The following is a 26,609-nucleotide window of genomic DNA, read 5'->3' on the forward strand; positions in this document are numbered from 1 at the left end:
ACCTCCTGCGGCTTGCGCTGAGCATAAACAGTGGCCCTGGACACGCCCCCCAGCTCACATTGCTGGCTCACCGCCATGTCCTTTTCAGGGCTCACCCACGCCATCCGCGTCATCACTGGCTCACACCAGACTTTTTTTTGAGCCAATCCAGTTCCATCTTCAGCTTGCCGATCTCGCTATACAACCGCTCTGGTTCGGCATGTTCATTCACCGGCTTCGGGCCGCGCTTGCCTTCAAAGAGCTCACCAGCCTGCGTCAGGATTTGCTTCTTGTATTGCCCAACCTGCACTGGGTGCACGCCATATTCTTGAGCAATTTCATTCAGCGTCTTCAGACCCCGGATGGCCTCCAGGCCGATCTTTGCCTTCAAATCAGGGCTTGGAACTTTTCGTTTCTTCACATCGCTCATTGCCAGTTCTCCATTTTCCGGCAACAGCTTAAACCATTGTCTTGATTTCAGGATCCACTATAGAGGTTGGGTACGTTGACCAAGGCATCGTCGGCGGGGTGGTGATGGCGCGCTATATTGTGTGCGCGAAGAACGAAGAGCTGCTGATTGGGTTTGCGCTTGACGAGAGCGGCAAGGTGACGGCGTTGGTGCCGATTACCGAGTGATGTTTAGGTCGCGCGGCGGTTGCGCGGCGTGTTGATGTCTAATACAAAGGGCGAACGAAGACCATTGCGCGGCAATCTTGCCGCATTGGGCCGACTTACACGCCGCTTACTTGCGCCATGCTGGTCGTGGTGGTTGATAACCGGGATGTCATACTAAACGGGCACCTCGAATAACCGCTTGTTTCCTTTGCATTGGCGAGGTCGATACGGCACAAGCGCCGGGAACGGCACAGGGGAACCCCACAGGGTCTGTGCCGACAATCGGACACGTTCTCTGCCAGCGGAGGTGCCTCGCATGGTATGACACCTCTTCAGAGAAGCCGAGCACGTCACACATATCGCAATACGGCGGCCGGCGGCCGTGTGAGCTTGATCGATATCAGAGTTCAACGCCCGGATCACGCGCACGGGAGATCCCACGCAAGTGGACAGTACGAGGCAAAGATAAGCTCGTTCCTCTTCTGTCATCCGCAAAGGATTCCTCCCTGAATAAATCTCTCCTCGCGCTCACAGCGCTACTTGCGCTGGCCGCCAGTTGGTCTGCAGCTGCCCTTGCCGCTCCGCATTCAAAAGGCAGCATCGTACTGGTTCCGTCGTTAATTGGGATGAACAAGGCCACGCGCCCGCGACCGATGGCAGTCGTCATGCTGCCGCCCTAGGCCGGGAAGGTCAGAATCACATTTCAGTTGGTTCCTGGCGCCAAGCAGACGCAGAAGCGGACTGTTTATGCAATTGATTACTTCATGAGCCGCCTTTACAGTCAAGCAACGCACTTCGACCGGAGGGCGGCGCCATACGCAGCAGTGGGGAGTGCGATTTCCTCAGGCAGCGGCAGGGCAAGCGCCTCGATCGCCGAGGGCAGCCAGGGCGACGGGTGCAACTACACAGAGGCCGGTTCATATGATTGCACTGGCGGTGACGCTGGCGTCTATGGTGGCGCTGGTGCCTATGGCAGCGCTAGTGCCGATGGGGGCGCTGGACGTGGCGTTCGGAATTACTCCGTGCGCGACCCAGATCAGATGGATAAGCTGTTGCGTGATGACTGCGACAGCAATTGCAGCTTCCCATCCGGGCAAGAAAGCGGCGACGGTGATCCTTGTATCGACTCGGACGGTAATACCATCTGCCCGGCGGCGTTTAGCACATGGAACCCGCCGCTTGGAGAACCGCAGAGCATGTGTGATCTTTCTTTAATATTCTGCTCAGGTGGGCTGGTGCCGACCAAGCCTCCGCCACCAATCCCGGACGAATGGCGCCGCGTGCATGCAATACAGCAGTGCTACGATATCGCTAGTGCGATGGCCGTCACATGCCGCGAAACGCAATGGGGCGAGGAAATGCAGTTTGCGATGTGCTTGCTGAAAGCGAGCGGCTCCCCCTTGAAATGCGAGATCAACGAAAGTGGACTTTCGTCGTCGATGCCAGATGCGGTTGAAGGACTTCAATGAACGTCTAACGATTTTTTCGGCCCCACCGCCTTCCGAGACGTTTCGCTCCGTCCTGCGGTCGCCTCGCCTTGCCACCGGGGCGTTAGAGAGGGTAAGCAACGGCGCAGGGTCAGTGCCGACAAGGGGACATGGATCGCGCGCCCCCAAAGGCAGGGGTCAAAGCCGACATTCGTACACAGGCTGATCTGCAGTTTCGGTAGCTATCAGGGCGTGGCCGTTTGTCGGCACGCCGCCCATGCCGCGCGCGCAAATTTCGCGCTGAAGTCTGCCCTGGTAGTTGGTGTAATCACAGGTGGCGCAGTGCATCCATGCGGTCGTGCAGTACACGAACGACTGCGATACCGTATGTCGTGATACGAAAATAGATGATGTGGCGCTCAACACTTCGACGGCGGTAGCCTGGCCGTATGTGGTCGCAAGCCGGCGCTGTCTTGGGTGATTGGGCCAGCTCAGTGAAGGTCGCCATCAGGATGTCGATGTAACGATCAGCCTGCTCTAGGCCCCATTGCTGCAAGGTATGAATCCAGATCGCCTCCAAGTCGCGCACGGCGGCTGGCGTAAGGCGATATTCAGCCATGTTTAGCCAGCATTCTCCGCTTGAATGCGGCGACATCGAACGATGTCGGCTCCCCGCTGCCCTCGCCCTCAATTAATGCAGCGCGGATAGCGTCAATCTCAGCGTTGCGCTCCTGTTCGCGCCGGATCAGGTCGCGAATGTATTCGCTGTCGTTGGTGTAGTGCCCAGCTTCAATCTGAGCTTTAATCCAGCTGTCCTGCTGGTCGGTCAGCGTAATCGTCTTCCGCACCGTTCCCATAATTCCCCCTGAGCTACGCATCGAAATTCATACTATTGGTGCATCATCACACGAACCGACACAAGCTGCCAGAACTGCGCACGAGAACCGGACGCGCCCAGTATACGCACGAGTTGGCGCCGACGAAAGCAAGTGAACGGCGCAGGGTTAGTGCCGGCAAGGAACAGCTCGCCGACCGTACCACTCCCACCGGCGGCCTCGATGATGATCGAGGACAAGGGAATGCTGCGCGCGATAGCGCTCGACTATACGGCACCCACGGCGACAATGGCGCCGACTTTCCTCGGCCGTATGGGCCGTATGCTCAAATCGAAGGATGTCGCGACTGCCTGGTGACCCGGCCCATTGTATCTTGTCCATCTTAAGGCCCTGCTCAATCTACTTGAAAACAAGGCAATGACAGGGCGGCTGCATTTGCTGGGAGGTGAAAAGAAGGAGCTGATGGCGGCGCACCAGTTTTTGCGCGCCACTGGTCTGGACACCATCGCAGGCGCCGTCGGCCGCTATATGGCGGCGCCAGACGCTGCAAAAGCCTTGGCGATTGTGCATCTGTGCCACACATGTGCGGAGCTGGACGTCAGTTTCATTGTTGGCTGACAGCGCTACCCCACCGCTGTACTGTATCAATCCAGATCTCCTCGAGGCCGCGCTCGGCAGCCGGCGTTAGGTTCGCTGTCGTTGGCGCTACGTGACACTCGCTTTCAGGGGCATTAACTTGGCGTCGGCAATTCCGAACTACAATGTACAAATCGCACTATGCAAACCCAGATTCCCTCATGCCGACCATTCCTCATTATGAAAAGAACGCGCGGCAACTTGTAGATCAGTACGAATCATTGGCGTTTGAAGTTGTCCATGCTGGCTTGCTTGACCTCCTCCCACAGACGGGAACAACGATTCTTGATGTAGGCGCCGGCTCCGGGCGCGACGCCGCCTGGTTTGCATCGCGCGGATATGACGTGGTCGCCGTCGAGCCGTCCGATGCAATGCGCGCGCATGCTCGTAACCTGCATCCGTCAACCAGGATTAACTGGATTGCCGATAGTCTCCCCGACCTCGCGCAGGTTCGCCGACTTGGCCTGTCGTTCGATCTGATCCTGTTATCGGCGGTATGGATGCACATCCCCCCAGCTTCCCGGGAGCGCGCGTTAAGAAAAATGGCCATGCTGCTCGCTCCGAACGGGCGCATTGCCATCAGTTTGCGCATCGGCGATCCGGACCCTGAGCGCGCGATGTACGCGGTGACGCTGCACGAATTGTCTGCCCTTGCGCAGCAATTTGGACTGCGGCTGATGAGCGCGACAGACAGCCCGGACAAGCTGGGACGGGCCAGCGTTTCATGGACCACGGCAGTGTTTGGTCTGCCGGACGACGCAATCGCCTCGCTCCCGCTCCTCCGTCACCTCGTCCTCAATGACGAAAAGTCGTCGACGTACAAAATCGCGCTGCTGCGAATCTTGGCGCGAATCGCAGATGCGGCAGCCGGCGCCGCGCGGCATGAATCCGACCACGTCGTTGTCCCCATGGGCCTCGTAGCACTTTTCTGGATGCGCATGTACAAGCCCTTGATCGAAAACGGCCTGCCGCAAATGCCCCACTCACGCCTTGGCGTCAAACCTGGTTTCGTGACTGACAGCTTCAACGCGCTCCGCCTCGTCACCCCGGTTGAACTGCGGGTGGGCGCAGTCTTTGAAGGTGAGACGGCCAGGCATTTGCACCGAAGCCTTTCGGAGATTGCCCGCCTGATTCGCGACATGCCGGCAAAGTACCTGCGTTGGCCTGCCAGTGAGCAGCGAATTTTCGACGTCCATCTGCTTCGACGAATGGCGGCTCCCTCACAACTTCAAGTCGATGAGCCATTCTTGTGGAGCTTCGGAGAATTACATATTCCCGCGCCGATCTGGCACGCGCTTACGCGCTATAACGTATGGGTTGAACCGGTCCTGGTGACAGAATGGATTCGCCTGATAGAAGGCTACGCAGGAAACCGCATCGCCAATGCTCGCCAGCTGGCGCAGGCGCTGCTCGTGTGGGCAGACCCCGAGCGTGATACGCGGCTGGCCCGCGCAGCTGTTACTCGCATTCGCGCTGAGGGCAAGCCAGTCTACTGCGTCTGGTCGGGCCAGCGATTGCACGATGAATACGATGTGGATCACTGTTTCCCCTTCGCCGCCTGGCCGTGTGGCGATGCATGGAACTTGATGCCGGCGTCGAGGCGGATCAACAACAACAAATCGAATCGCCTGGTTACACAAGCGACCCTGGAGAAATCGAGCGATTACATTACCAGCTGGTGGAGCGATGCATTCTTGAATATCGGGGACAATTCAAGACGCCAGTTTTTTCTAGAGGCCAGGCAGACGCTTCCGATTTTTGTCGAGCACCCGTCGCCCGATGACATCATCGAGGCCATGAAGATGCATCGCATTCGGTTGGAGAAGGACCAGGGATTGCGCCCTTGGGAGCCGGTACTTTCCACGAGTCGTTCTGAGCGGGGTCTGGCAGTACCTTCGGTATAAGCCATGCCGCATTTGACCTAATGTCGATACTTCAGACCACGAGCAAACAACATTCGGACATGCGCGTCTCCAGAAAGTATTGAGTCCCTCCGAACCCGTTCCGGTCGAGTGCAAGACCTGCGACAATAACGGCATCCGGCACCGCTTTCGGGACTGCGCGAACAGGGAACGGCCGCACGACTAAGGCCGTCGCTTCGACACCCCGCAGTGGTGGTCTGCAAGCGTGCCACCTTGCACAAAGTTGCGCGCGTAACGGGTAAAACATGCTGGCGCCGACCACAAAATGAAGTGCGGCGCGCTTGGCAAGCTGACCAAGCCAACCTTGCTGAATTTTTTAAGCGCCGCGATGTGGCTCAGAGCGCCGTCATAAGGCGTCTTCGGATCGAGCATGCCGGCAAACACCAGCACTGGAGGAAATTGCGTGGGCACTTTGCCAAAATACTCATCGCGGGGATACGACGGGAACAGTGGCTGGACCAGCAGCTCGGGCAATCGGCTCGCAAACAGCAAAGTTTCGTCCTCTTTTTTGAGATCGTCTGCCGTCAAGTTTGGGCGTAGATTATTTTCTGAGGCGCTGATGATGCTAACCAGTGGAATTGACGGCGGCGATTGGGGAAATTCTCCAAACTGCTTGCCAGCGTCCTGCAGCGTCTGAAGTACCGTCTCCAGTTCTTGACCGCGCGCTAATTGCAGGTCCTTGATCAAATAGGGAATGCGACTGCGGGCTTCGGGGACGTCGAGCATGCTACCAAGGAATCGCTTCAAGTCCTTGCCGGGTATCTTGGCGAGCAATATCGGCTGCTCGCGCATCATCGCCAGCACGCGTCGGTACACCGTTTCCGCTTTTTGCCCCATCATGCGATGGCACACCGTGTCTTTGTCGCACCCAGCCAGCACTGTGCGACCGACGTCATCGACGGCGTGGGAGCGGTGGCTCAAGTCCCACTGCGCTGCCGTTTGCAGGGGCACGAGAGAATCGAGGATGACACCGGTGATTGGTGTTTTCCCGAGCTGCAAGGTACGCAGGACCAATTGGGTTCCATACGAGACGCCATAAACGTACACCGGCTTATCAAGATTGGATGTCGAGATCAGATTTTTCAGATCATAGGCGGCAGTAGTCATGGAAAAGTTCCCGGCCCGTTCAGGATGTTCCGCGAGGTGCGCGGGGCAGCTCCCCCATTCCGCTCCCGCAAGCGCCGCGCCGCCAGGGCTGTCGACGGATTCTTCCCGCGGGCACAGGCGGCTGGAGTAACCGGTGCCACGATGATCCGGAATCATCAAATCGAAGTCAGGAAAACTGCTGCGCAACACGTCGAGCATCGGGTAGAGCGACGCGCCGGACTCGCCGGGACCGCCAGCGACGAGCCACACCGTCCCCTTCGACGGGCCTTTCGCGGGGAACTGCCGAACAAACAGACGTATTTCCGTGGCCGGGGCCATTGCGAGGTCCGCGTATGAGAGCGGCATGATGACGGTGGTGCAAACACTGCCCTTCAAAATAGGGAGTGCATCGCTATCAGGGCAAGGCGCATAAGTTGCAGCGCGGGCTAGGCTGGCGATCAGCAAAATGGCGAGCGCGGAAAACAGTTTCGTGCAGATCATCATGGAGACCTCAACGCAAGATTGGTGTGAATCCCCAGTATTCCGTTAACGCACAACATCCCTTGTGATTTTGCGACAGATTGCCTTGGGCATGGATAGATGGTTGTATGGGCGGTGTGAGTGATGGCCATGGTCAGCGCCGAAAGGTCGATACGCTCTGAACGTGGGGCAGTGGTGCTCAAGGTCGGGCTGGGCAACGGTAAGCGGTAAGCCAGCGGCGTTATATCCGGGCAGCTTCCATGTCGGCACAATCTCCTCCACCAGATCAAGGCGCGGCAATTGGGGCTTTCTGATCAAACGGATGGGCGATAGTTACGTCATTCCAAGTCCTAATGGGCGGATCAATGCAGAAAACTGTAAAGCTCGACGTTCTGCCGCGGCTCGCTGCACGCGATGGAAAGAACGGCGCCCTTGGCGTCGTGCAGCGTGGCCTGACCGCGCGCTGCGCAGCGGCGCTGGTGCTCGGAATAGGCATCGCGTCCCTGCTGCGCCAGCGCATAGCCGTTAATCGACGCGACCGGAAACTTGTCCGGCAATCCAGCGCATGACGCTGCCGGCGCGTCGAGCGTGTAAATGCCATCGAGAAAATACGTGCCGCGCATGCCGGTGCAATGACTGTCCAGAATCTGGTCAAGCGTCAGTTGCGCAAAAAAAGCGGACTGCGCCGGCCCCTGCTGTTCGTGGTCGGTCTGCCTCCTGATGAGGTGCTGGCGTTCCAGGCCGGCTAGCACGGACGACAACGGTTCAGCGCCGCTGACCAGCTTTTCCAGCAGGTCCACCTGCGCTCGCCCCTGTGGACCTGCCAGAACGCGCAGGGCGGCGAAATAGTGGGCCCAGTCATACGGGCCTGTTTCATCGAGCAACATCTGTCGCCACACGCGCAACGTCGCGTCAGGCCCGTCCGCATCGCCCGTCAGTAACGCTGCCCCCATGTACTGGATGGCAGCGCCACAAGCGTACGGTGCGGCGCGCGTGTTATTGCGCTCCTTGTCGGCCAGCGTGTTGCCGGGTATCGATTGGCAGCGCAGCAGCGCGGCGTCTTTGACGCCGGCGAAGGCGCGTTCATCGAGCACGCCCAGGCTGTTGCGCAGGCTGCTGGCGGCCGCTTCGGCACTACCTTCAAGCAACGACAAGCCGCCATCGCCCGCCACCGAGGGCGCCAGCACATGATTCACCGTGTGAAATAGCTCATGCAGGATGAAGCCGGTCAGGTCCGCCAGCCGGGTCGGATCGGACGACTGCCAGCGCGCGCCCATGAAATTCAAGCGCACCAGTTGCGCCGACGTGTCGCCGCGCCACTGCGCGATGTCGGCTTCAGCTTCGGTGTACGTGACCAGGTAGGTCAATCGGCGCGGCAGCGAGAAATCCTTGGCCAGGGCCGACGTCCCGCGAACGACACTGTCGACGGCGTGCGCGATCAGCCACGGCGGCGTGGCCCGGTCAAGCACCAGCGACGATTGTCCACGCTGTGTCACTTCGGGCTCGCCCACGATCAGATAGGTATCGTCGCCACGATCGGTAAAGGCGTGCCGGCCCACGCGCGCCGACGAGCCCAGCGGCAGATAGCCTTTGAATTTGACCACCAGCTTTGTTGCTTCGCTCGCTGCCAGGTAGCGGCTGTACACGGCCATCGCACGGCGGTCACCGAACGCAATGACGGGTGAGTAAACGCGGTCGATCTGTCCATCGCGCGCGAACGGCACAATGCTCACGTCGAATCGCCTGGCCGGCGTTGCCAGCACGACAGTGTTGCCGTCATCAAGCAGCGTTGCGCCGGCCGTCAGCATTGTCCAGGTGAGCGCCCTTACTTTGCCCGCATCGGACAGCCGAAAGCAGGAGATTTTTCCCGGAAAGCGATAGCTGAGGATGGCGCCGCCAGCCGCCTTGTCAATCTCGACGCTGGCATGCGGGACTGGAGACTGACAGGACCGGCTGTCGGCGGCCCAGGCGCAAGGTGCCCCGGTCAGAGCGGCACAGATGACGAACAGGTGAACAGCATTCATGGCAATACCCCATGCGCCGGTGAAGGCGAAGAATTGGTTCGAAGATGGCTTCAAAGATTGAGCGGCGCTCGAGCACAAGATCGACCGTCAGACTCATGCCGGGAATGAGCGGACGCGCTTCATGGTCGATGCTGATCACTTGCGCATCGAGGTCGATGTCCGCGCGGTACAGCGGCTCCTCGGCAGACATGCCGGCGTACAGGCCGGCCTTGCGCCCCTGGGGTAGCAGGGCCGGGTCCATCGGCGTCAGGCTCAGGGCGCGGATCGTGCCGGAGTGCTTGCCGAACCGATGCTGCTGAAAAGCGTCGTAGCTGATCCGTACACGCTGGCCGATTTTGACGAAGCCAATCCGCTGGCTGGGGATGAATACCACGGCGCGCAGACCAGATTTTTGACATCCGGTGGCCTTGCCGACATTCATCGCGAGTTCTTTATGTTGAGGAGCCAATCGATGGGCTGATCGACCTGCCACACGGTGGCCGTTAAATGGGCGCCTCAACTTCACCCCGATCAAGAGACGAGATGCGCATGGGAATCGCTGTTCGCTTTAAAAGAATTGCCGCATGAACTTTCGAATCGCCCGGAGTATATATCAAATGAGTAACATTTTTCATCTGTAAATATTTTTGTTTTACTGACCGCTTTCGAAGGACAAGGCCAAGGCTGAATCGCCTACGCAGATCGTCGAGCGCTCGATCATGGCGCGGCTGCGACATCGGCAGTTCGGCAGCGTGCACGAGGTTAATCAGGCGATGGCAGCACATTGGCAAGCAAGCGGCCTGTCTCAGCGCGCGTATGCGGTCGGGCAGGGTTTTACGGTACGCCAAGCCGGCTATTCGGTGCGGCGATTGACCGGCGCGCACGCTACGCCGGCGCTGCTGCCGGTGCGCGTAGCGCCAGCCGCTGCGCCGGTAGCGGCGAACCGCCTGCGCAGCGAGCGCGGCTGGACCCTGACGCTGCATGGCGATGTAGCGGCCAGCTGGCTGGCCGAGTTGATGCGGGCGCTCTGATGCAGCTGTCGGCCGATGCAATCTGGCTGGCAACGGCGGCGGTGGATATGCGCAACGGAATTGACGGGCTGTCGTTGCATGTGCAGCAGGCGTTGGGGCGGTCACCTTGCGATGGCACGGCGTACGTGTTTGCCAAGCGCCGTTGTACGCGCCTGAAGATGCTTTGCTGGGATGGCACTGGCCTGTGGATGTGCCTGCGCCGCCCGCACCATGGCCAGTTCGTCCGGCCGCAGCTTGACGATGCCTGCTGGCAGATGAGCGCCGAGCAATGGCAATGGCTGGTCGCCGGCGTGGACTGGCAACGCCTGTCGGCACCGGCGCCAGCGCCGTGGCGACTGTGGGGGTGTACTGTTTCGCTTGTAGTCAGTCCAAACACGCGCAAGCTTCTGCTAATTTTGCCATTCTATGCGTCGCTCCGCGGCGCGTCTGCCGAGCGCGCGTCCTGCTCGTCCCGCGTTAGAAAGTCTTCCTCCATCCCCACGGTTTTGGGAGCGAACGGAAAAAGCCCCAACGCGTGGGGCTTATTTTCAAAATTCTGGCGGAAGCGGTGACATCCGATTACAGCAGACAAGCCATTGATTTATATTGGATTTTTGCTAGTCAAATTGAAATCGTACCAACATCGATACCAACAATAGTTGGTGCTGGTTAGACTAGATCCGAACTCACATCCATGCTACCAGATCCATTGGCGCAAATACATCGGGATGCAACTCCACCATCGCGCGAACCAGAGCGGCCCCGGCCACGGCATTACCCGCAAGCGCGAGCCGGGGCAGCGACAGTGAAGCGACCGTCTCGCCGATGACCTCACTCATGCAACGCTTGATCAGTAACCGATTTGGGCCTGGGACTGCGCTAATGTGCAAGTACTCGGGCCTAGTGAGAGGGCAAACGTTCGATACGTTGTCCAGTACTCGCTTCGTATTCGGCTTAAGCAATGCCGGATAGTGATTGATGGGCGAATCCGGCTCACCTTCCGGCGCAGAATCCGCCAGTGCCACCATGACGACAACGCCCATGAAACTGGCCACGTCTCCCGCGTCCCATTCGGCCATTGCAGACACCGGAAAAGCGCATGTCATAATGCACCGCTCCGGCGTGAAGGATTGCAGCGCCAAAACGGTGGGCGCTGCTTCGCTGACGCGAAATGTGCTGTAGTAGGGCATGTGGCCTACCTGAGCATCGTGGAGCATTCAAACGCCTGCTTCTCCGCACCGTCAACGCAAGTTTTATACCATTCCTCGCCCATATACGACCGCATTCCGTTGCATCTGCCGTACGCATCGTTTGCAGCTTTGTAGCACTGGCGAAGCCTGTTCTGGTACTTCTCCTCAACGGTCAGCGGTGGCGGTGGCTCAGTTGGTATTTGCCCTGACGAACAAAGGATCGGCAACGCGTCGCACGCGCCTTGCGGCCACAATGGCCTTTCTCCTCGTGGCAGTTGCTCCACCGGATCGACGCCGACCACCGGGGGCATCCTCGGGCAGATCCCGCCGATGGGCGTTATTAAGCACGGCTCCATAGCCATGAGGTCCGGTGCATCGGGAAGTTGTCCGATGATGACGACTATCTGGCAGGTGTTGGTGCCGCTGGCGTCGATGCACGGGTCAGAGTCGCCATTGTCGTTCCCGCTCGGAAATGTGGGGACGGATGGCGAGCCTGGGCCTTCCGCGCCGCCGCCGTTGTCGGATTCGCCAGACCAGTCATAACTACCGCCGTCGTACCCACCGCCGTCGTAGCCGCTGTCGCCACCACTGCAGTCGTAGTCCCCAAAGTCGTCGTAGCTGCAACTGCCACCGTCGCCGGCAGCGATCAAGGCAGAGGAAATGCCAGCTTTTAACGGCGAAGCTTTTGTCTTTGGAGGTGCGTAGATCATGACCATCCGGTTGAAGTGCGCTACCTGCTTGTTCGTGCGAGCAACGAAGTAGTTGATCGATGCCGCGAGTCGATCAGGCGTCAACTTGGTCGTCGGCTCGATGCGGAACGTGACCCGGGGCTCACCTTTTGGCCCAGCGTACGCGCTTACGTCGATATCTTGCATGATGGACGTTGCCACGATCGGCGCACATGCGACCATGCGACGATTCGGCATGCATAAGCTGTAGTACTTGTCGCCTTTGACGAGCCAACTTGCGCTGCCTATTACGAGGTTGGTCGTCGTCACCAAATTGGCCTTGCCTGCCTGGACCGGAAGCCGAATGATGTTAATCGGCTTTGGGGTGGCCTGCGCGTCGCTAGTGATCAATGGCGCAACGAGTACCGCACTTCCTTTGAAATGCCCGGCGAACGCAGAACCCGCGAACAAAAAAGCGACCGCAGCCGCTAAAATTCTTTTCATCACTTGCTCCAAGTATTCCGCTCGGGTGAACGGACGACTCAGACTAAGGAAATTGACAACTTGGCACTTTGTTTGCACGCAAGCTATCTGCTGGCATTTTTAGTGGAGTGAGGCCCGTTGCGCCTGCCCTCAACTTAGCGGCCAGGCTCCCCGCTGGAAAGCTTGTTTATAGTGTCGTCCTTCGTCTTCGAGGCGCGGTTGCTTCCGTAAAAATACGCGAACATGACGCCAATCACCGAAGCGATCAGGACACCCAGGATAGTGTCCGCAATGCGCTGGCCATCACTCGGCGGCGGGAAGAATGTCACGCCCATAACACCTGTTGTTGTCCATATGCAGCTTGCCCTTGGACCGGTGCGGGAATACGAAGTGGCGACCGCCGGTAATCGGTTCCATCAGCCGGAACAGACTTACCACCTGGTGCGACGGCGGCACAACGTGATCGCGTGTCATCTTCATGCGCTCGGCCGGGATGATCCAGAGCGCGCGCTCGAGATCGATCTCGCTCCACGGCGCCCCCACTATCTCCTCGGTCCGAACGAAGGTGTGCATCATGAGTCGGGTCGCGATCCTGGTCTTGATCTCGAGATCCGCCTCGGCCAAGGCCAGGTCAGCCAGGAATCTCGGCAATTCCTCAACTTCGATAGTGACAAAATTACCGGCTTTGTGCGACTTCAGCGCCTCCTTGACTGGCGCCGCCGGATTATCCAAGCGCAGGCCGCACGCAATGGCGTAATTGAAGACGCGAACGGTGAGCCGCTGGACGCGCTTCGTCATGTCTAGGGATCCCCGCGCCTCGATGCGGCGAAGCGACGTGAGCACCATCGGGGGATCAATCGCCGCGATCGGCAGTGGCCCCAGGTCGGGAAAAATATTCATCGTGAGCCGGTGTAATGCGTCGTCACCCGTCTGAGATCCAACTGGATACTTTTTCTCGCGCCACTCCGTGGCCACCTGCTCGAAGGTCTTTCCGCCGGCGCTGACCGCGCGCAGCTTGTCCACGCGGCGCGCGGTGGTCGGATCGACGCCGGCAGTCAGCGTCGCCTTCGCCTTTTTCCACGCGTCGCGCGTGTCGAGCAGGCCCATTTCAGGATAGGCGCCCATCGAGTAAGTTTTCTGTTTGCCGTCGTACCGGTACGCGCCGCGCCACAGTTTGGAACCATTCGGGAATACGTGCAACGGCAGGCCGCCGGCGTCGGAAAGCTTCAGCAGCTTTTCACCAGGCTTGGACTGCTTGCATTTGATGTCTGTGAGAGGCATTGCTGGTATGGGATTGGCCGAAACCGAAGTGTTGGTATACGATGATGTTGGTATGGAAGTCGCACCAACAGTTATACCAACAATTCGCCGGGCTCGCAACGAACGATCCCGAACAGTGTTGAGCATTCCCTCATAGGGGAAAGCGTGTGTACATGGAGATTTTAGAACAGACCGAAACATCGACAAACGTTGCTCTGGCGGAAGCGGTGAGATTCGAACTCACGAACAGTGTAACCCGTCGCCAGTTTTCAAGACTGGTGCCTTCAACCACTCGGCCACGCTTCCTGCGTACCCGCATTATACATAAGTCGCTGGTACATGGCGGGAGTGGTTGACAGGCGACAGCCACCTTCCCTACCAATCCAGCGTCATCCGACATTGGCGCCTGATGGCGGAACGCCGCCTTCAGCCTTTTCCACCGAACCACTCTTCAAGCTCCCGTCCGGTTCAAACAGTGCCAGCTGGCCGTCTCAAGATCTGTCCGCTCACGGCACGCTTGGCCAATCATCGCGCAGCGCCTGCTCGAACGCCCGCGCCGCCAGCGGTCTTGAAAAATAATACCCCTGCACTTCGTCGCAGCCGGCCCCCAGCAAAAACTCCAGCTGCGCCGTGCTCTCCACGCCTTCCGCGATCACCCGGTGCCCCAACTGCTGCCCGATGCTGATGATGGTGCTGGCAATGGCGCAGTCGCTGGCGTCCAGCGGAATGCCCATCGTAAACGACTGGTCAATCTTCAAGGTATCGATCGGAAAGCGCTTCAGATACGACAGGCTTGAATACCCGGTCCCAAAATCGTCCAGCGACAGCGACACGCCCAGCGCCGTAATCTGGTCCATGATGTCGATCACCCGCTCGATGTCGTGCATCAGCGTGCTCTCGGTGATCTCCAGCTCCAGCCAGTGCGGCTCCAGGCCGTGGCGCGCCAGCGTGGCCGCCACGCGCGCCGGCAGGCTGGCGATGAATTCGCGCGCCGACACATTCACGGCCAGCCGGAAGGGCGCAATGCCCGCTTCGCGCCACAGCGCGGCCTGCGCGCATGCCGCTTCCAACACCCATTCGCCGACCTGCAAAATCAGGCCGGTGGTCTCGGCCAGGGGAATGAAGTCGGCCGGCGGGACCATGCCGCGCACCGGATGCAGCCAGCGCACCAGCGCTTCGGCGCCGACAATGCGCCCGCTGCCGATCTCGAACTTGGGCTGGTAGTGCAGCAGCAGTTCGTCGTGCAACAGCGCATGGCGCAAGTCGCTTTCAAGGCGCATGCGCTCCTGCATGCCCAGGTTCATTTCGTGGCAGTAGAAGGCCACGCTTTCATCGTCGCCGTGCCCGCCCTGCTTGGCGCGCGCCATCGCGATGTCGGCGTGGCGCAGCAGCGATTCGGCGTCGCCTCCGTCCTGCGGATAGACGCTGATGCCGATACTCGCGCCCACGCGCAGGTCGTGCCCTTCGATCAAAAACGGTTCCAGCAGCGCCGTTTGCAGCTTGCGCGCCACCGTGGTCGCCTCAAAGTGCTGGCGCAGATCGAACAGGCCCACCGCAAATTCGTCGCCCGACAGACGCGCCACTACGTCCTGGTCGCGCAGCGCGGTGCGAAAGCGCTGTCCCACTTCGCGCAGCAGCGCGTCGCCGATGCGCCGCCCGAGCGCGTTGTTGATCGCCTTGAAGCGGTTCAGGTCGATGTACAGCACGCAGCCGCTCGAGCCGTTGCGCAGCGCCACGGCGATTGCCTGGTCGAGCAGCTTGGTCATCAGGGTGCGGTTGGGCAGCTTGGTCAGCGCGTCGTGGTAGGCCAGCTGGTGCAGCCGCTCTTCGGTGCGCTTGCGCTCGGTGATGTCGCTCAGGTAGGCGATCAGGCCGGCCGGATTGCCGCCCATGTCCTTGAGCGGCGAGAGCGACATGCTGGCCCAGAAAACTTCACCCGATTTTTTCCGGCGCCGCACTTCCATCACCTTGCCGCCCTGCTCCACAAAGGCGTCGTGAAAGCCGACCTCCTCGGACACGTACAAAAACAGGATATTGCGCCCCACCGCTTCCAGCGCGCTGTAGCCGAACAGCCGTTCGGCGCCCTTGTTCCAGCTGGTGATGTAGCCAGTCTGGTCCATCGTCAGCACCGACTCGTTGATGCGGTCCAGGATCTGGCTTTGCTGCGACAGCTGGCGTTCGATTTCGGCGTAGGCGTGGGTCGAACGCAGCGCCAGCGAGTGCAACTGCAAGAGGTTGGCGGTCAGTTTGGCCAGGCTGGCCAGGTGCTGGCGGTCGCCTTCGTCGTACATGGCGCGGCCCCACACGGCAAAACGCCCGAAACGGCGCCCGTTGCACGCGATCTCCTGCACCAGGCCCTGCATGGTGTGCGGGAACAGGGCGCCATCATCAGCGTCTTCGCCCGCCTGCTCGCACGGCGCGAACACGCCGCACGGGCTGCCCAGCAAGGCGCCCGCGATGCGGCCCATTTCGTCGGCCAGCATGTCGCCGCGCATGTGCATCACCGCCTCGCATAGCGCGGCGCTGCTGCTCAAGATGTCGGATGCGGGGCGCAGGAACATCTTATAGATTCCGGCTCACTTGAATCGCCCAATGGTAGGCGTGCAGTTGGCTGCCCAGCCATTGGCGTGGCGTGAGCGCGGCGTGTTCGAGCATGGCCGCGCTGACCTGGCGCGCTTCGGTCATGGCCAGCAGTTCACCCAGTGGCCCGCTGCGCGCCAGCAGCGCGTTTGCCGCGTTGGGCGGCAAATTGAGCTCGCCGACGATCTCCGCCATCGGCATGCCGAGCAGCAGATCGAGCAGCGAGAACACGCCGGTCATGAAAGCCAGGTCTTGTTCGTCGCGCCCGCCGCCGTTCAGTTTGCACAGCGCTTCCAGATGCGCGGCGCGCAGGGCGGCGATCGGCAGCAGCGGGTTGGGCAGGCCGTCGGCCTGCTGGCGCGCGTACAGCAGCAGTTGCAGCCAGCGCTGCAGCTGGCGCCGTCCCAGCACGCTGATGGCCTGGCCAAAGCTGGTGATGGCGGTGCTGTGTGCAAAGGCGGCCGAATTGGCCAGCTTGAGCAAGTGGTACGAGAGCGCCGGATCCTGCTTGAGCAGCGCTTCGAGCTCGCGCGTTTCGGCGTCGCGGGCGAGCAGGCCCAAAAGCGTCATCAGGCGCTTGCGCGAGCTGCCGTCGTGCGGCGCCGGGTTGGGCGCCGGGTGCAGCGCATAGGCGCCGCTAAACCATTCGTAGCCCACGCGCGCGCATTGCGCGTGGCGCGCGGCGCTGTCGACGCCATGCGCCAGGTGCGGCCCGAACACCAGCGGCAGCACCCGGCTTTGCGGTTCGCTGTCGGTAAAGTCGCAGGCCACTGCAGTCACGCCGACCGGCGCGCTCACGCCCGGCGCCAGCGCTCCGTCGACCAGGATGCGGTAGCCGCTTTCGTGCAGCGCGGCGACGCGCTTGCGCCCGTCATCGTCCTGCAGCGCGCCAGCTTCAAAGGCGAACGAGACGCGCGCGACGGGCATGCGGGCCAGCAGCGCCGCGTCGAGCACGGCGGGCGAGGCGAGCATCAGGATGCAATTGAGCGGCGCGATGGCAGCTAGCAAGTCGGGCTCGCCAAACAAGCTGTGCAGCGCGGCGCCGGTGTCGCCATCGGCAGCTTGCACGCGCAGGCAGAGGGCGACCCATGCATTTTGCATGTTCGCCACCGCGTCCATATTTACCAGTGGAAACAACAGGGAATCGTTCGAAGCCATCGGGTTTCCGCAATCAGTGATACCGCCATGGTAGTAGAGATATTAACCAAATGCAATCCATAAAGTTGCCGTGCGGATATTTGTTAAAATTTTTCTATTCAATATGTTACATCCTGGGTAAATTTGTCGAAAAAGCGTATCAGTTTGACCATCACTAACATCAGCACTTTTGACTACCGCTTTGCGCCAGCCCAAGGTATGCGACGCTGGCGCGGAATCCTCGGCGCGTTTTTCGGTCCAACCGAAAAGCCACAGGAGGGTTAACCATGAAACGTCTCACAAGCCAGGCCGGCTGGGCGGCGCTCTCGCTGGGCGGCGCCTTTGCGCTCGCTTACATCGCCCTCAAGCGCGGCGAAGCGATCAACGCGATCTGGGTAGTGGCCGCCGCGGTGTGCGTCTATCTGATCGCCTACCGTTTCTACAGCAAGTTCATCGCCAGCAAGGTGCTCTCGCTCGACGCAACGCGCCAGACGCCCGCCTACAAGTTCAACGACGCTCTCGACTACGTCCCCACCAACCGCTATGTGCTGTTCGGCCACCATTTCGCCGCCATCGCCGGCGCCGGGCCCCTGGTCGGTCCCGTGCTGGCCGCGCAAATGGGCTATCTGCCCGGCATGATGTGGATTTTGGCGGGCGTCGTCTTCGCCGGCGCCGTGCAAGACTTCATGATCCTGTTCATTTCCACCCGCCGCGACGGGCGCTCGCTCGGCGAACTGATCAAATCTGAACTGGGCCCCATTCCGGGCGTCATCGCGCTGCTCGGCACCTTCATGATCATGGTCATCATTTTGGCAGTGCTCGCGCTCATCGTCGTCAAGGCGCTGACCGGTTCGCCCTGGGGCAGCTTTACCGTCATGGCCACCATTCCCATCGCGCTGTTCATGGGCGTGTATGCGCGTTTTTTGCGCGTCGGGAGGGTGGGCGAAATTTCCCTGATCGGCTTCGTGCTGCTGATGCTCGCCATTCTGGGCGGCCAGATGGTGCAGGCGCATCCCGTGCTCGGCCCCATGTTCACCTTCACCGGCGTCGAACTGACGTGGATGCTGGTCGGTTACGGCTTCATTGCGTCCGTCATTCCCGTGTGGCTGCTGCTGGCGCCGCGCGACTACCTGTCAACGTTCCTCAAAATCGGCACCATCCTGGCGCTGGCCGTGGGCATCGTGTTCGTCGCGCCCGAACTCAAAATGCCGGCCGTGACCAGGTTTATCGACGGCTCCGGCCCGGTCTGGTCGGGCAGCCTGTTCCCCTTCCTGTTCATCACCATCGCGTGCGGATCGGTATCCGGTTTCCACGCGCTCATTGCGTCCGGCACCACGCCCAAGATGCTCGAGAACGAGCAGCATGCGCGCTTCATCGGCTACGGCGCCATGCTGATGGAATCGTTCGTCGCGATCATGGCGCTGGTAGCCGCTTCCACCATCGAGCCCGGCATTTACTTTGCCATGAACAGCCCGGGCGCCTTGCTCGGCAGCACCGCGCAGTCGGCCGCGGCGGCAGTCGGCCAGCTGGGCTTTGTCATCACGCCCGAGATGCTCACGCAAACGGCTGCCGATGTCGGCGAGACCACCATCATTTCGCGCGCGGGCGGCGCCCCCACGCTGGCCGTGGGCATGGCCAATATTTTGTCCAGCGCGCTGGGCGGCAAGGCGCTGATGGCGTTCTGGTACCACTTTGCGATCCTGTTCGAGGCGCTGTTCATCCTCACCGCCGTCGATGCGGGCACCCGCTCGGGGCGCTTCATGCTGCAAGACCTGTTGGGTGTGGTGTCGCCTTCGCTCAAGCGCACCGAATCGCTGCCGGCCAACCTGATCGCCACCTCGCTGTGCGTGGCGGCCTGGGGCTACTTCCTGTACCAGGGCGTGGTCGATCCGCTGGGTGGCATCAATACGCTGTGGCCGCTGTTTGGCATCGCCAACCAGATGCTTGCCGGTATCGCGCTGATCCTCGCCACCTGCGTGCTGTTCAAGATGAAGCGCGCCCGCTATGCGTGGGTCACGATCGCGCCCACGGTCTGGCTGCTGGTGTGCACGCTTACCGCCGGCTGGCAAAAAATGTTCCACGAAGACGTGCGCATTGGCTTCGTCTCGCACGCGCGCAAATTCCAGGCTGCCATGGACCAGGGCTTGGTGCTGGCGCCGGCCAAGAGCATGGGGCAAATGGGGCGCATTGTCTTTAATGATTATGTCGACGCGGCGCTGGCGGGGTTTTTCATGCTGGTGGTGCTGGCCGTGCTGGTGTACGGCGTGCGTACAGTGCTGGCGGCGCGCAACAGCGGTACGCCAAGCGCGCAAGAGTCGCCCTTTGTCGCCATGCCGGTGCCGCAGGCTTGACCATGTTTGGCGAACTCAAACAGGCGGGCCGCTACCTCGGGCAAAGCATGCGCCTGATGGTGGGGCTGCCCAAATACGGCAACTACGTGGCGCACATGCAGGCCACGCACCCGGAGCAGCCGGTGATGACTTACGAACAATTTTTCCGCGAACGCCAGCAGGCGCGCTACGGCGGGGCCGGCAAGCAGGGCGGTTGCTGCTGACGCCAAGGCACCTTTCACGGTGCTTGTACCAGTGAAACCGGCGCTGAACCCTAATGCCCCCCCGCTATTCTCGTCACGGCATAGAACGCCAATGCGGAAAAGCCGATAACAGCGACCATCGATAGCACGCAGGCCACGCAGGCAACGATCACGCCCGTGCTGTTTTTGCACGGCGGCCGTCCGTAGTTATTCGCATTGCCGTCGCCGGGGCCAAACAGCAGCCACAATCCCAGGCCGAGATTGACGATGGGAACAAGCCCCAGCAGCAACATCCAGCCGCTCCGGTTCATGTCGTTCAGGCGCCGCACCGCGACAACCGCCCACGCGGCCACCATGGACACGGTGCTCGGCAAGGTCAAAAAAGGGAGGAGAGGAGAATCGCGCGCTAACATGCTCGCCACGGCGGTGACGACCACGCCCGTGGCGAGCGAAGCCAATAGCATGCTGCCGGTCATATAAGCAACATAGCGCAAGCGGCCCAGTCGCCCGTGCACCGCGAAAAACGCGGGAACGTACGGTGCGCCAATGGCCTGCGCTTGCGACAAATCCGCACTCGGTGCGTGGTAAGGATTATGCACAGCGTCTGCCTCTGTCTTTCAACGAAAACGGACGCCTCGGCGTCCGTTTTCAAGCCTGCAATCGAATCGAATTAAATCGAACGAAGCAATTATTCCGGTACAGCCTGGGTTTCCGCCGGCGCGGCGGACTGCTCCAGTGCCGCCCTGGCCTTGTTCGTGTAGGCCTGGTAGGCCGGAATGGCGATGGCGGCCAGAATGCCGATCACAACGGCAAACAGGAATGGCGAAAAAGCAGCGAGGATCACGCCCGTGCTGTTTTTGACGGGCGCCGGACCGTATTCATTGGTGCCCGGCGTGCCAGGGGCGAACAGCAGCCACAAGTTGAGCAGCGGGACCACGATGATCAGCGACATCCAGCCCGACTGTCCCATATCGTTGACGCGGCGGATCGCCATGATGAATGACACGGCGATGAGGGGAATAATCACCAAGAAGCCGAGCGCAATGAGTGCGCCCTGTTTTCCACCCGTCAGTGCCATCAGGATGCCGCCGAAAATCGCGGCGGCAAAATAAATCGCCATCGATACACCCACGGAATAGGCGATATAGCGCACGCGGCCGATCCGGCCCTTCATCGCAAACACCTGCGGCTGATAGGTATCGACATTGTTGCCTTGTACCGACATGTCGGCGGCCGGCGCGTTATAAGGATTGTTCAAGAGTGGCTCCAGTGGAAGTTTGCGAAATTGACAACGACCGATCATACAAGCAACAAAGCGGCCTGTGTGAAAAAAATACCAGCCCGATGTTTACCGACGCGCCAATCCCACAACTTCATCGGCAACACGCGCCGCAGCGCGCACGCAGCGGCTTCACATGTCGCTTCGGGGCAACGTTGTGCCTCATCAAAACTGTCAGGAAACTTTACACGTATATTTTTCCTGGAAGAACCGAATTTCCACACCCACACAAAGATGCCTGCCATGTTGAACTTCGAGCGCTCCAGCCTCAACAAGAAGTTGACCATCATTTCCTTCCTTTCCACTGGCACCGCCCTGCTCTTCGTGTTCGTCGCCTTTACCGTCACGTCGGTGCTCAACCACCGCAAGGATGAAGGCATGCAACTGTCCTCCTTCGCCGGCGTGATCGGCACCAACAGCGTCGACGCGCTGATGTTCAACGACCGCACCCAGGCCCAGAACACGCTGTCGGCCTTGAAGGCCAAGGATGAAATTTCGATCGCGGTACTGTTCGACCGCACCGGCAAGCCCTTTGCCCAGTATGTCTCACCGGGCCGCACCGAAGCCGAACCGAGCGTGCCCGCCGTCAGCCTGGACGAAGACGCGCTGGCCGCCGCCAACCGCCAGGGCAGCACCTTTTGGTCGACCCGCATGCGCCTGTACCGGCCCGTCACGGGCAACAATTACCAGATCGGGATCGTGATGATCGAAGCCGATCTGACCAATATGTGGCTCGATATCCTCAAAAGCCTGGGCGTGATCGCCGCCGCCATGGGCGGCTCGCTGATTGTTGCGCTGATCCTGGCCAGCCGCTTCAAGGGCAGCATTGCCGACCCGGTCACCAAGCTCATCAACGCGGCCCAAAAAGTGTCGGCCAGCCAGAACTACAACCTGCGCATTGCCCACGAACGCACCGACGAACTGGGCACGCTGATCGACAGCTTCAACGTCATGCTGGCCCAGATCGAAGGCCGCGGCGCCGCCCTCACCCACCACCGCGACGAACTCGAGCGCCAGGTCGGCGTGCGCACCGAGCAGCTTGAAAAAGCCAAGAACGCGGCCGAAGCGGCCAGCCGCGCCAAGAGTGCCTTCCTGGCTACGATGAGCCATGAAATCCGCACCCCCATGAACGGCGTGCTCGGCATGACCGAAATGCTGCTTGGCACGGCGCTGACCGATACCCAGCGCAACTTCACCAAGCTGGTCAAGCGTTCCGGCGAACATTTATTGGTGATCATTAACGACATCCTCGACTTTTCCAAGATCGAGGCCGGCAAGCTGTCGATCGAGTACATCAATTTCAACCTGTGGGACTTGCTCGACGACATCAACAATATTTATACCCCGCAAGCGCACGCCAAAGGCATCGCGCTCGACTTCGACATCGCCAACGATATCCCGATTGCCGTCTGCGGCGACCCGAACCGCGTGCGCCAGATCATCGCCAACCTGCTTGGCAACGCCATCAAGTTCACCGATCACGGCCAGATCCTGGCCAAGGTCCAAGTCACCAGCGAAGACGGCCCCAGCGTGGGGCTGCGCTTCGAAGTGCACGACACGGGCATTGGGGTCTCGCGCGACGCCCGCACCCGCATCTTTGATGCCTTTTCCCAAGCCGACGATTCGACCACCCGCAAATACGGCGGCACCGGCCTGGGTTTGGCCATTTCGCGCCAGTTGGTCGAGTTGATGGGCGGCACTATTGGTGTGGATAATGCTCCAACGCAAGGTTCCATCTTTTGGTTCACGGTAAGTTTCGACAAGCGCCGGGTGGAATCGGACGAACCCGGGACGTCCCTCAAGGCCATCGAAGGATTGCGTGTGTTAATCGTCGACGAACAGCAAGACAGCCGTGAAGTGCTCGAAAAGCAACTAACTGGCTGGCAAGTGGCCAGCGACAGCGCCTTGTCGGCGCTGGACGCGGTCGAGCGCCTGGTGGCCGCCGCCACCGCCGGCAAGCCTTACGACGTGGCCATCATCGACATGGACTTGCAGCGCACCAGCGGCCTGTCGCTCGCCTCGGTCATCAAGGGCTTGCCCGTCACCAGCGCCACCCGCATCCTGCTGGTGAGCGACAACCGCCTGGCGGCCGATCCGGTGCAGCGGCGCGAAGCGGGCGTGGCCTACCAGCTGATCAAGCCGGCGCGCGCGGGCGACCTGTTCGAATGCATCATGACGCGCCCGCGCGGCAAGCGCCTGGAAGCGCCGGTGGCCGTCGACAGCGGGGCCGCACCGCGCCACAATGCGCCGGACGCGGGGTCCGGCTTGAAACCGGCGCGCGTGCGCCGCGTGCTGCTGGCCGAAGACAATCCGGTCAATGTCGAAGTGGCCAAGGCCATGCTCGACAGCCTGGGCCTGGCCGTGCACTGCGCCCGCAACGGCGAAGAAGCGCTGCAGGCGGCGCGCGCCGGCGGCTACGACATCGTGCTGATGGATTGCCAGATGCCGGTCATGGACGGCTTTGCCGCCACCGCCGAAATCCGCCGCCACGAGCAGGCGGCCGGGCGCGCTCGCACGCTGCCGATCATCGCCATCACGGCCAACGCGCTGCAGGGCGACCGCGAAGCGTGCCTGGCCGCCGGCATGGACGACTACCTGAGCAAACCGTTCTCGCAGCAGCAGCTGGCCGCCGTCATCGGGCGCTGGATCGGCATGCCGATCGCCGCCAGCGTGCACCACGACGACGAAATGCCGGTGCTGCCGCCGGAGGTGCGCGCAGTGATCCAGCGCGACGTGATCAACCGCCATGCGCTGGCCAACATCCGGGCCTTGAGCCGCGAGCGTGGCGACGCGCTGGTGCAAAAGGTCATCGCCGCCTATGTCGACGACACGCCGGCCCATCTGCAGACACTGCGCCGCGCGATCGCCGGCCAGGACGCCGGCAGCGTGCGCAAGGTCGCGCACAGCCTGAAATCGAGCAGCGCCAACGTCGGCGCCGAAACGCTGGCGCAGATGTGCAAGGAAATGGAAACACTGGGACGGGCCGACACCACCGAAGGCGCAGCCGTCATCCTCATCAACATGGAGCAGGAATTCCAGGCCGTCCGGCATTCGCTCAGTGCCATTCTAGAGAAGGAAATCTGACATGCCAGCACTGACCAACAAACGCGGTACCGTCCTGGTGGCCGACGACGATCCTGTGATGCGCCTCTTGATGATCGAAATGCTCGGCCAGGTGGGCCTGGACGGCATCGAGGCCGAAGACGGGCGCCAGGCGCTGGCCTGCTTTCAGAGCATGGCGCCGGACCTGATCCTGATGGACGTGGACATGCCCAACATGGACGGTTTTTCGGCCTGCCGCGAAATCCGGCGCCTCGAAACCGGCGCCGCGGTGCCGATCATCATGGTCACCGGCGGCGACGACATCGAGGCCGTCACCAACGCCTACGAAGTGGGCGCGACCGACTTTGTCTCCAAGCCGATCAACTGGCCGATCCTGGGCCACCGCGTGCTGTACGTGCTGCGCGCCAGCGACGCCATTGTCCGCCTGCGCATCGCCGACGCCCACAACCGCGCCGTGCTGGCCGCCATCCCCGACACCTTTTTCAGGCTCAGCAAGGAAGGCTACTACCTCGACTACGAGCAAGGCCACGACGCCACGGCCGCGCTGCCGGTCGACAAATGCGTCGGCAAGCACATCGCCGAAGTGCTGCCCCAGGAAATCGCCGACCGCCTGCTCGAACAAATGCACGTGGTGCTTGAAACGCAGCAGATTCGCTCGGTGGACTACGAACTGATTCGCTTTGGCGCCATCGAGCATTACGAAGCGCGCCTGGTGGCCACGGGTCCCGACGAAGTGCTCGGCCTGGTGCGCGACATTAGCGAGCGCAAACGCACCGAAGACCAGATCCGCCGCCTGGCCTACTGCGACAGCCTGACCGGCATTCCCAACCGCCAGGCATTTCTGGAAACGCTGGAGCGCGAACTGCACCGTTCGAAAGTGGGCAGCAAGAAGTTTGCGGTGCTGTTCATGGACCTGGACGCCTTCAAGCGCATCAACGACACGCTTGGCCACAACGTGGGCGACCATCTGCTCAAGATCGTCTCGGAGCGCCTGCGCGAAACGATCCGCCCGAGCGACCTGGTCTCGCGCGGCGACCAGTCGCACAACCTGGCGCGCCTGGGCGGCGACGAGTTCACGATCCTGATCCCGGATTTGGAGCGGGTGGAAAATGCGCTCAATGTCGCGCACCGGGTAAAAGATGCGATGCGCCGGCCGTTCCTGATCGACGGCCACGAGATTTTCGTCACCGCCAGCATCGGCATTTCGCTGTTCCCGGAAGACGGCGACGACTGCGACTCGCTGCTCAAGTACGCCGACACCGCCATGTACCACGCCAAAAACTGCGGCAAAAACAACGCCAAGCTGTACAGCTCATCGCTGACGATGCAGATCATGAGCCACGTCAAACTTGAAGTGGGCCTGCGCAAGGCGCTCAAGAACGACGAACTGTACCTGCTGTACCAGCCGCAGATCGACGTGCGCACCTCCGAAATCGTCGGCGTTGAAGCGCTGGTGCGCTGGCGCCATCCGGAACGCGGCATCATCTCTCCCACCGAATTCATTCCGCTGGCCGAAGAGACGGGGCTGATCGTGCCGATTGGCGAATGGGTGCTGCGCACCGCCTGCATCCAGGCGCGCCAGTGGCAAAAAGCGACCCAGCGCTCGCTGCGCATGGCAGTCAATTTGTCGGCCAAGCAGTTCAAGGACGAGAACCTGACCCAGATCGTGCTCTCGGCGCTGCACGACACCGGGCTCGACCCGCGCTACCTGGAGCTGGAACTGACCGAAGGCACGCTGATGGACGACGCGCGCGCCACCATGTCGACCCTGGAGCAGTTGCGCGCGATCGGCGTGTACCTGTCGATCGACGATTTCGGCACCGGCTACTCGTCGATGAACTACCTCAAGCGCTTCGATGTGCGCGCGCTGAAGATCGACAAGAGCTTCATTTGCGGCCTGCCCCAGGACACCGAAAACGCGGCCATCACGCGCGCCATCATCGCCATGGCGCACGGCTTGAAGATGGTGGTCGTGGCCGAAGGCGTGGAGACCGATGAACAGCTGGTGCTGCTCGAAGAATATGGCTGCGACATGGTGCAGGGCTTCTACCTGGGGCATCCATCGCCCCAAGAATCGATCACGCTGATGCTACAAAAAGCGTGCGCGCAAGCGCTGGCGAACTGCAAGTGAGCGCTGCAGCCGAGCCGACAATCAATCCGGCATCGTCCTTGCGAATTTTCATGATCGTAACGGTTTCCAGCTGCGGACAGCGCCCTTCCACCCCGTGGTCCTCGGGCATATGGCTGTCGCAAAAGAGGCAACGGTGCAACAGAGTTACATCGTCCTCGCGCACGCGGGGACCCATGGAACAATTGCTCAGTTGAACCGTTCTATCGGTCCCGGCGTACGCGAGGACGATGTTGATTCAGATACTGGTCAATAAACAGCGCGGCACCTTGGAGGAGCGCCATCGGGGCTAAA

21 protein-coding genes, 1 tRNA gene and 2 pseudogenes are annotated in these 26,609 nt (G+C 60.9%); 10 read left to right on the top strand and 14 right to left on the bottom strand.

What is annotated here, in order from left to right; translation table 11 throughout:
- Positions 1 to 409: pseudogene (locus ACP7D4_RS23280) on the bottom strand (IS3-like element ISAfe17 family transposase); the annotation flags it as partial.
- A 1,207-nt stretch (positions 410 to 1,616) separates the two neighbouring features.
- Here ACP7D4_RS23280 and ACP7D4_RS23285 point away from each other — a divergent pair.
- Positions 1,617 to 2,063, top strand: a complete 447-nt coding sequence (locus ACP7D4_RS23285; protein ID WP_426211588.1) for a hypothetical protein — start codon at positions 1,617 to 1,619, stop codon at positions 2,061 to 2,063.
- Between the two features lie 286 nt (positions 2,064 to 2,349).
- On the opposite strand, the gene ACP7D4_RS23290 is transcribed toward ACP7D4_RS23285, so the two are convergent.
- Positions 2,350 to 2,640 (bottom strand): type II toxin-antitoxin system RelE/ParE family toxin, encoded by a 291-nt coding sequence (locus ACP7D4_RS23290; protein WP_426107368.1) that lies wholly within the window; start codon positions 2,638 to 2,640, stop codon positions 2,350 to 2,352.
- Positions 2,633 to 2,878 carry a type II toxin-antitoxin system ParD family antitoxin gene (locus tag ACP7D4_RS23295; protein ID WP_426107366.1) on the bottom strand — a complete coding sequence of 82 codons (246 nt, stop codon included), beginning with the start codon at positions 2,876 to 2,878 and terminating at the stop codon, positions 2,633 to 2,635. Before ACP7D4_RS23295 ends, ACP7D4_RS23290 begins: the two co-directional genes overlap by 8 nt.
- A gap of 201 nt (positions 2,879 to 3,079) precedes the next feature.
- Here ACP7D4_RS23295 and ACP7D4_RS23300 point away from each other — a divergent pair, with 201 nt between their 5' ends.
- From ACP7D4_RS23300 to ACP7D4_RS23310, 3 genes are all read left to right on the top strand, one after another.
- Positions 3,080 to 3,214, top strand: coding sequence for a hypothetical protein (locus ACP7D4_RS23300; protein WP_426107364.1), 135 nt, complete (start codon positions 3,080 to 3,082; stop codon positions 3,212 to 3,214).
- A gap of 60 nt (positions 3,215 to 3,274) precedes the next feature.
- Positions 3,275 to 3,475, top strand: coding sequence for a hypothetical protein (locus ACP7D4_RS23305; protein WP_426211589.1), 201 nt, complete (start codon positions 3,275 to 3,277; stop codon positions 3,473 to 3,475).
- A gap of 179 nt (positions 3,476 to 3,654) precedes the next feature.
- Positions 3,655 to 5,397 (top strand): methyltransferase domain-containing protein, encoded by a 1,743-nt coding sequence (locus tag ACP7D4_RS23310; protein ID WP_426211591.1) that lies wholly within the window; start codon positions 3,655 to 3,657, stop codon positions 5,395 to 5,397.
- 180 nt (positions 5,398 to 5,577) lie between these two features.
- Here ACP7D4_RS23310 and ACP7D4_RS23315 read toward each other — a convergent pair whose 3' ends face one another.
- The 3 genes from ACP7D4_RS23315 to ACP7D4_RS23325 all read right to left on the bottom strand — a co-directional run bounded on the left by ACP7D4_RS23315 (position 5,578) and on the right by ACP7D4_RS23325 (position 9,426).
- Complete coding sequence (locus ACP7D4_RS23315; protein WP_426211593.1) at positions 5,578 to 7,005, bottom strand: alpha/beta fold hydrolase; 1,428 nt, start codon at positions 7,003 to 7,005, stop codon at positions 5,578 to 5,580.
- Positions 7,006 to 7,343: 338 nt separating this feature from the next.
- Positions 7,344 to 9,005: a hypothetical protein gene (locus tag ACP7D4_RS23320; protein ID WP_426211595.1), complete on the bottom strand. Its 1,662-nt coding sequence runs from the start codon at positions 9,003 to 9,005 to the stop codon at positions 7,344 to 7,346.
- Positions 8,890 to 9,426 carry a hypothetical protein gene (locus ACP7D4_RS23325; RefSeq protein ID WP_426211597.1) on the bottom strand — a complete coding sequence of 179 codons (537 nt, stop codon included), beginning with the start codon at positions 9,424 to 9,426 and terminating at the stop codon, positions 8,890 to 8,892. Before ACP7D4_RS23325 ends, ACP7D4_RS23320 begins: the two co-directional genes overlap by 116 nt.
- A 226-nt stretch (positions 9,427 to 9,652) precedes the next feature.
- On the opposite strand from ACP7D4_RS23325, the pseudogene tnpA reads away from it, so the two are divergent.
- Both tnpA and tnpB read left to right on the top strand, forming a co-directional pair.
- Positions 9,653 to 10,015: pseudogene (gene tnpA / locus ACP7D4_RS23330) on the top strand (IS66 family insertion sequence element accessory protein TnpA); the annotation flags it as partial.
- Complete coding sequence (gene tnpB / locus ACP7D4_RS23335) at positions 10,015 to 10,566, top strand: IS66 family insertion sequence element accessory protein TnpB (protein ID WP_426211599.1); 552 nt, start codon at positions 10,015 to 10,017, stop codon at positions 10,564 to 10,566. The pseudogene tnpA and the gene tnpB, both read left to right, overlap by 1 nt.
- Positions 10,567 to 10,680: 114 nt before the next feature.
- On the opposite strand, the gene ACP7D4_RS23340 is transcribed toward tnpB, so the two are convergent.
- The 6 genes from ACP7D4_RS23340 to ACP7D4_RS23365 form a co-directional block, all read right to left on the bottom strand.
- Positions 10,681 to 11,184, bottom strand: a complete 504-nt coding sequence (locus ACP7D4_RS23340) for a hypothetical protein (RefSeq protein WP_426211600.1) — start codon at positions 11,182 to 11,184, stop codon at positions 10,681 to 10,683.
- A 5-nt stretch (positions 11,185 to 11,189) separates the two neighbouring features.
- Positions 11,190 to 12,356 (bottom strand): hypothetical protein, encoded by a 1,167-nt coding sequence (locus tag ACP7D4_RS23345; protein ID WP_426211601.1) that lies wholly within the window; start codon positions 12,354 to 12,356, stop codon positions 11,190 to 11,192.
- A gap of 282 nt (positions 12,357 to 12,638) precedes the next feature.
- On the bottom strand, positions 12,639 to 13,616 hold the full coding sequence (locus tag ACP7D4_RS23350; protein WP_426211602.1) for a tyrosine-type recombinase/integrase: 978 nt from the start codon (positions 13,614 to 13,616) through the stop codon (positions 12,639 to 12,641).
- Positions 13,617 to 13,811: 195 nt separating this feature from the next.
- Positions 13,812 to 13,901, bottom strand: a tRNA-Ser gene (locus ACP7D4_RS23355).
- Between the two features lie 200 nt (positions 13,902 to 14,101).
- The gene (locus tag ACP7D4_RS23360; RefSeq protein WP_426107351.1) at positions 14,102 to 16,156 is read right to left on the bottom strand and encodes a putative bifunctional diguanylate cyclase/phosphodiesterase; all 2,055 of its coding nucleotides are present in this window, start codon (positions 16,154 to 16,156) and stop codon (positions 14,102 to 14,104) included.
- 1 nt (position 16,157) lies between these two features.
- Positions 16,158 to 17,333, bottom strand: coding sequence for an EAL and HDOD domain-containing protein (locus ACP7D4_RS23365; protein ID WP_426211604.1), 1,176 nt, complete (start codon positions 17,331 to 17,333; stop codon positions 16,158 to 16,160).
- Between the two features lie 266 nt (positions 17,334 to 17,599).
- On the opposite strand from ACP7D4_RS23365, the gene ACP7D4_RS23370 reads away from it, so the two are divergent.
- Together ACP7D4_RS23370 and ACP7D4_RS23375 are read left to right on the top strand one after the other, a co-directional pair.
- Positions 17,600 to 19,663 (top strand): carbon starvation CstA family protein, encoded by a 2,064-nt coding sequence (locus ACP7D4_RS23370; RefSeq protein ID WP_426107347.1) that lies wholly within the window; start codon positions 17,600 to 17,602, stop codon positions 19,661 to 19,663.
- A 2-nt stretch (positions 19,664 to 19,665) separates the two neighbouring features.
- On the top strand, positions 19,666 to 19,866 hold the full coding sequence (locus ACP7D4_RS23375; protein WP_426211606.1) for a YbdD/YjiX family protein: 201 nt from the start codon (positions 19,666 to 19,668) through the stop codon (positions 19,864 to 19,866).
- A 50-nt stretch (positions 19,867 to 19,916) separates the two neighbouring features.
- Here the strand turns inward: ACP7D4_RS23375 and ACP7D4_RS23380 are convergent, their stop codons facing one another.
- On the bottom strand, positions 19,917 to 20,444 hold the full coding sequence (locus ACP7D4_RS23380) for a DUF805 domain-containing protein (protein ID WP_426211608.1): 528 nt from the start codon (positions 20,442 to 20,444) through the stop codon (positions 19,917 to 19,919).
- A gap of 89 nt (positions 20,445 to 20,533) precedes the next feature.
- Positions 20,534 to 21,103 (bottom strand): DUF805 domain-containing protein, encoded by a 570-nt coding sequence (locus ACP7D4_RS23385; RefSeq protein WP_426211609.1) that lies wholly within the window; start codon positions 21,101 to 21,103, stop codon positions 20,534 to 20,536.
- 264 nt (positions 21,104 to 21,367) lie between these two features.
- On the opposite strand from ACP7D4_RS23385, the gene ACP7D4_RS23390 reads away from it, so the two are divergent.
- Positions 21,368 to 24,208, top strand: a complete 2,841-nt coding sequence (locus ACP7D4_RS23390; protein WP_426211637.1) for a response regulator — start codon at positions 21,368 to 21,370, stop codon at positions 24,206 to 24,208.
- Position 24,209: 1 nt separating this feature from the next.
- Positions 24,210 to 26,318, top strand: coding sequence for a putative bifunctional diguanylate cyclase/phosphodiesterase (locus ACP7D4_RS23395; protein WP_426107338.1), 2,109 nt, complete (start codon positions 24,210 to 24,212; stop codon positions 26,316 to 26,318).
- Positions 26,319 to 26,609 lie beyond the last annotated feature (291 nt).

The organism is Massilia sp. TWP1-3-3, from assembly GCF_049897805.1.
In the GTDB taxonomy this organism is placed as follows: domain Bacteria; phylum Pseudomonadota; class Gammaproteobacteria; order Burkholderiales; family Burkholderiaceae_D; genus Telluria_A.

Bases quoted from the DNA above. Each gene is read 5' to 3' on its own strand.
- ACP7D4_RS23345 (WP_426211601.1), bottom strand. From the start codon at position 12,356: ATGAAAAGAATTTTAGCGGCTGCGGTCGCTTTTTTGTTCGCGGGTTCT.
- ACP7D4_RS23350 (WP_426211602.1), bottom strand. From the start codon at position 13,616: ATGCCTCTCACAGACATCAAATGCAAGCAGTCCAAGCCTGGTGAAAAG.
- ACP7D4_RS23395 (WP_426107338.1), top strand. From the start codon at position 24,210: ATGCCAGCACTGACCAACAAACGCGGTACCGTCCTGGTGGCCGACGAC.
- ACP7D4_RS23370 (WP_426107347.1), top strand. From the start codon at position 17,600: ATGAAACGTCTCACAAGCCAGGCCGGCTGGGCGGCGCTCTCGCTGGGC.
- ACP7D4_RS23325 (WP_426211597.1), bottom strand. From the start codon at position 9,426: ATGAATGTCGGCAAGGCCACCGGATGTCAAAAATCTGGTCTGCGCGCC.
- ACP7D4_RS23320 (WP_426211595.1), bottom strand. From the start codon at position 9,005: ATGAATGCTGTTCACCTGTTCGTCATCTGTGCCGCTCTGACCGGGGCA.
- ACP7D4_RS23300 (WP_426107364.1), top strand. From the start codon at position 3,080: ATGATGATCGAGGACAAGGGAATGCTGCGCGCGATAGCGCTCGACTAT.
- tnpB (WP_426211599.1), top strand. From the start codon at position 10,015: ATGCAGCTGTCGGCCGATGCAATCTGGCTGGCAACGGCGGCGGTGGAT.
- ACP7D4_RS23305 (WP_426211589.1), top strand. From the start codon at position 3,275: ATGACAGGGCGGCTGCATTTGCTGGGAGGTGAAAAGAAGGAGCTGATG.
- ACP7D4_RS23310 (WP_426211591.1), top strand. From the start codon at position 3,655: ATGCCGACCATTCCTCATTATGAAAAGAACGCGCGGCAACTTGTAGAT.
- ACP7D4_RS23360 (WP_426107351.1), bottom strand. From the start codon at position 16,156: ATGTTCCTGCGCCCCGCATCCGACATCTTGAGCAGCAGCGCCGCGCTA.
- ACP7D4_RS23375 (WP_426211606.1), top strand. From the start codon at position 19,666: ATGTTTGGCGAACTCAAACAGGCGGGCCGCTACCTCGGGCAAAGCATG.
- ACP7D4_RS23295 (WP_426107366.1), bottom strand. From the start codon at position 2,878: ATGGGAACGGTGCGGAAGACGATTACGCTGACCGACCAGCAGGACAGC.
- ACP7D4_RS23365 (WP_426211604.1), bottom strand. From the start codon at position 17,333: ATGGCTTCGAACGATTCCCTGTTGTTTCCACTGGTAAATATGGACGCG.
- ACP7D4_RS23290 (WP_426107368.1), bottom strand. From the start codon at position 2,640: ATGGCTGAATATCGCCTTACGCCAGCCGCCGTGCGCGACTTGGAGGCG.
- ACP7D4_RS23315 (WP_426211593.1), bottom strand. From the start codon at position 7,005: ATGATGATCTGCACGAAACTGTTTTCCGCGCTCGCCATTTTGCTGATC.
- ACP7D4_RS23390 (WP_426211637.1), top strand. From the start codon at position 21,368: ATGTTGAACTTCGAGCGCTCCAGCCTCAACAAGAAGTTGACCATCATT.
- ACP7D4_RS23340 (WP_426211600.1), bottom strand. From the start codon at position 11,184: ATGCCCTACTACAGCACATTTCGCGTCAGCGAAGCAGCGCCCACCGTT.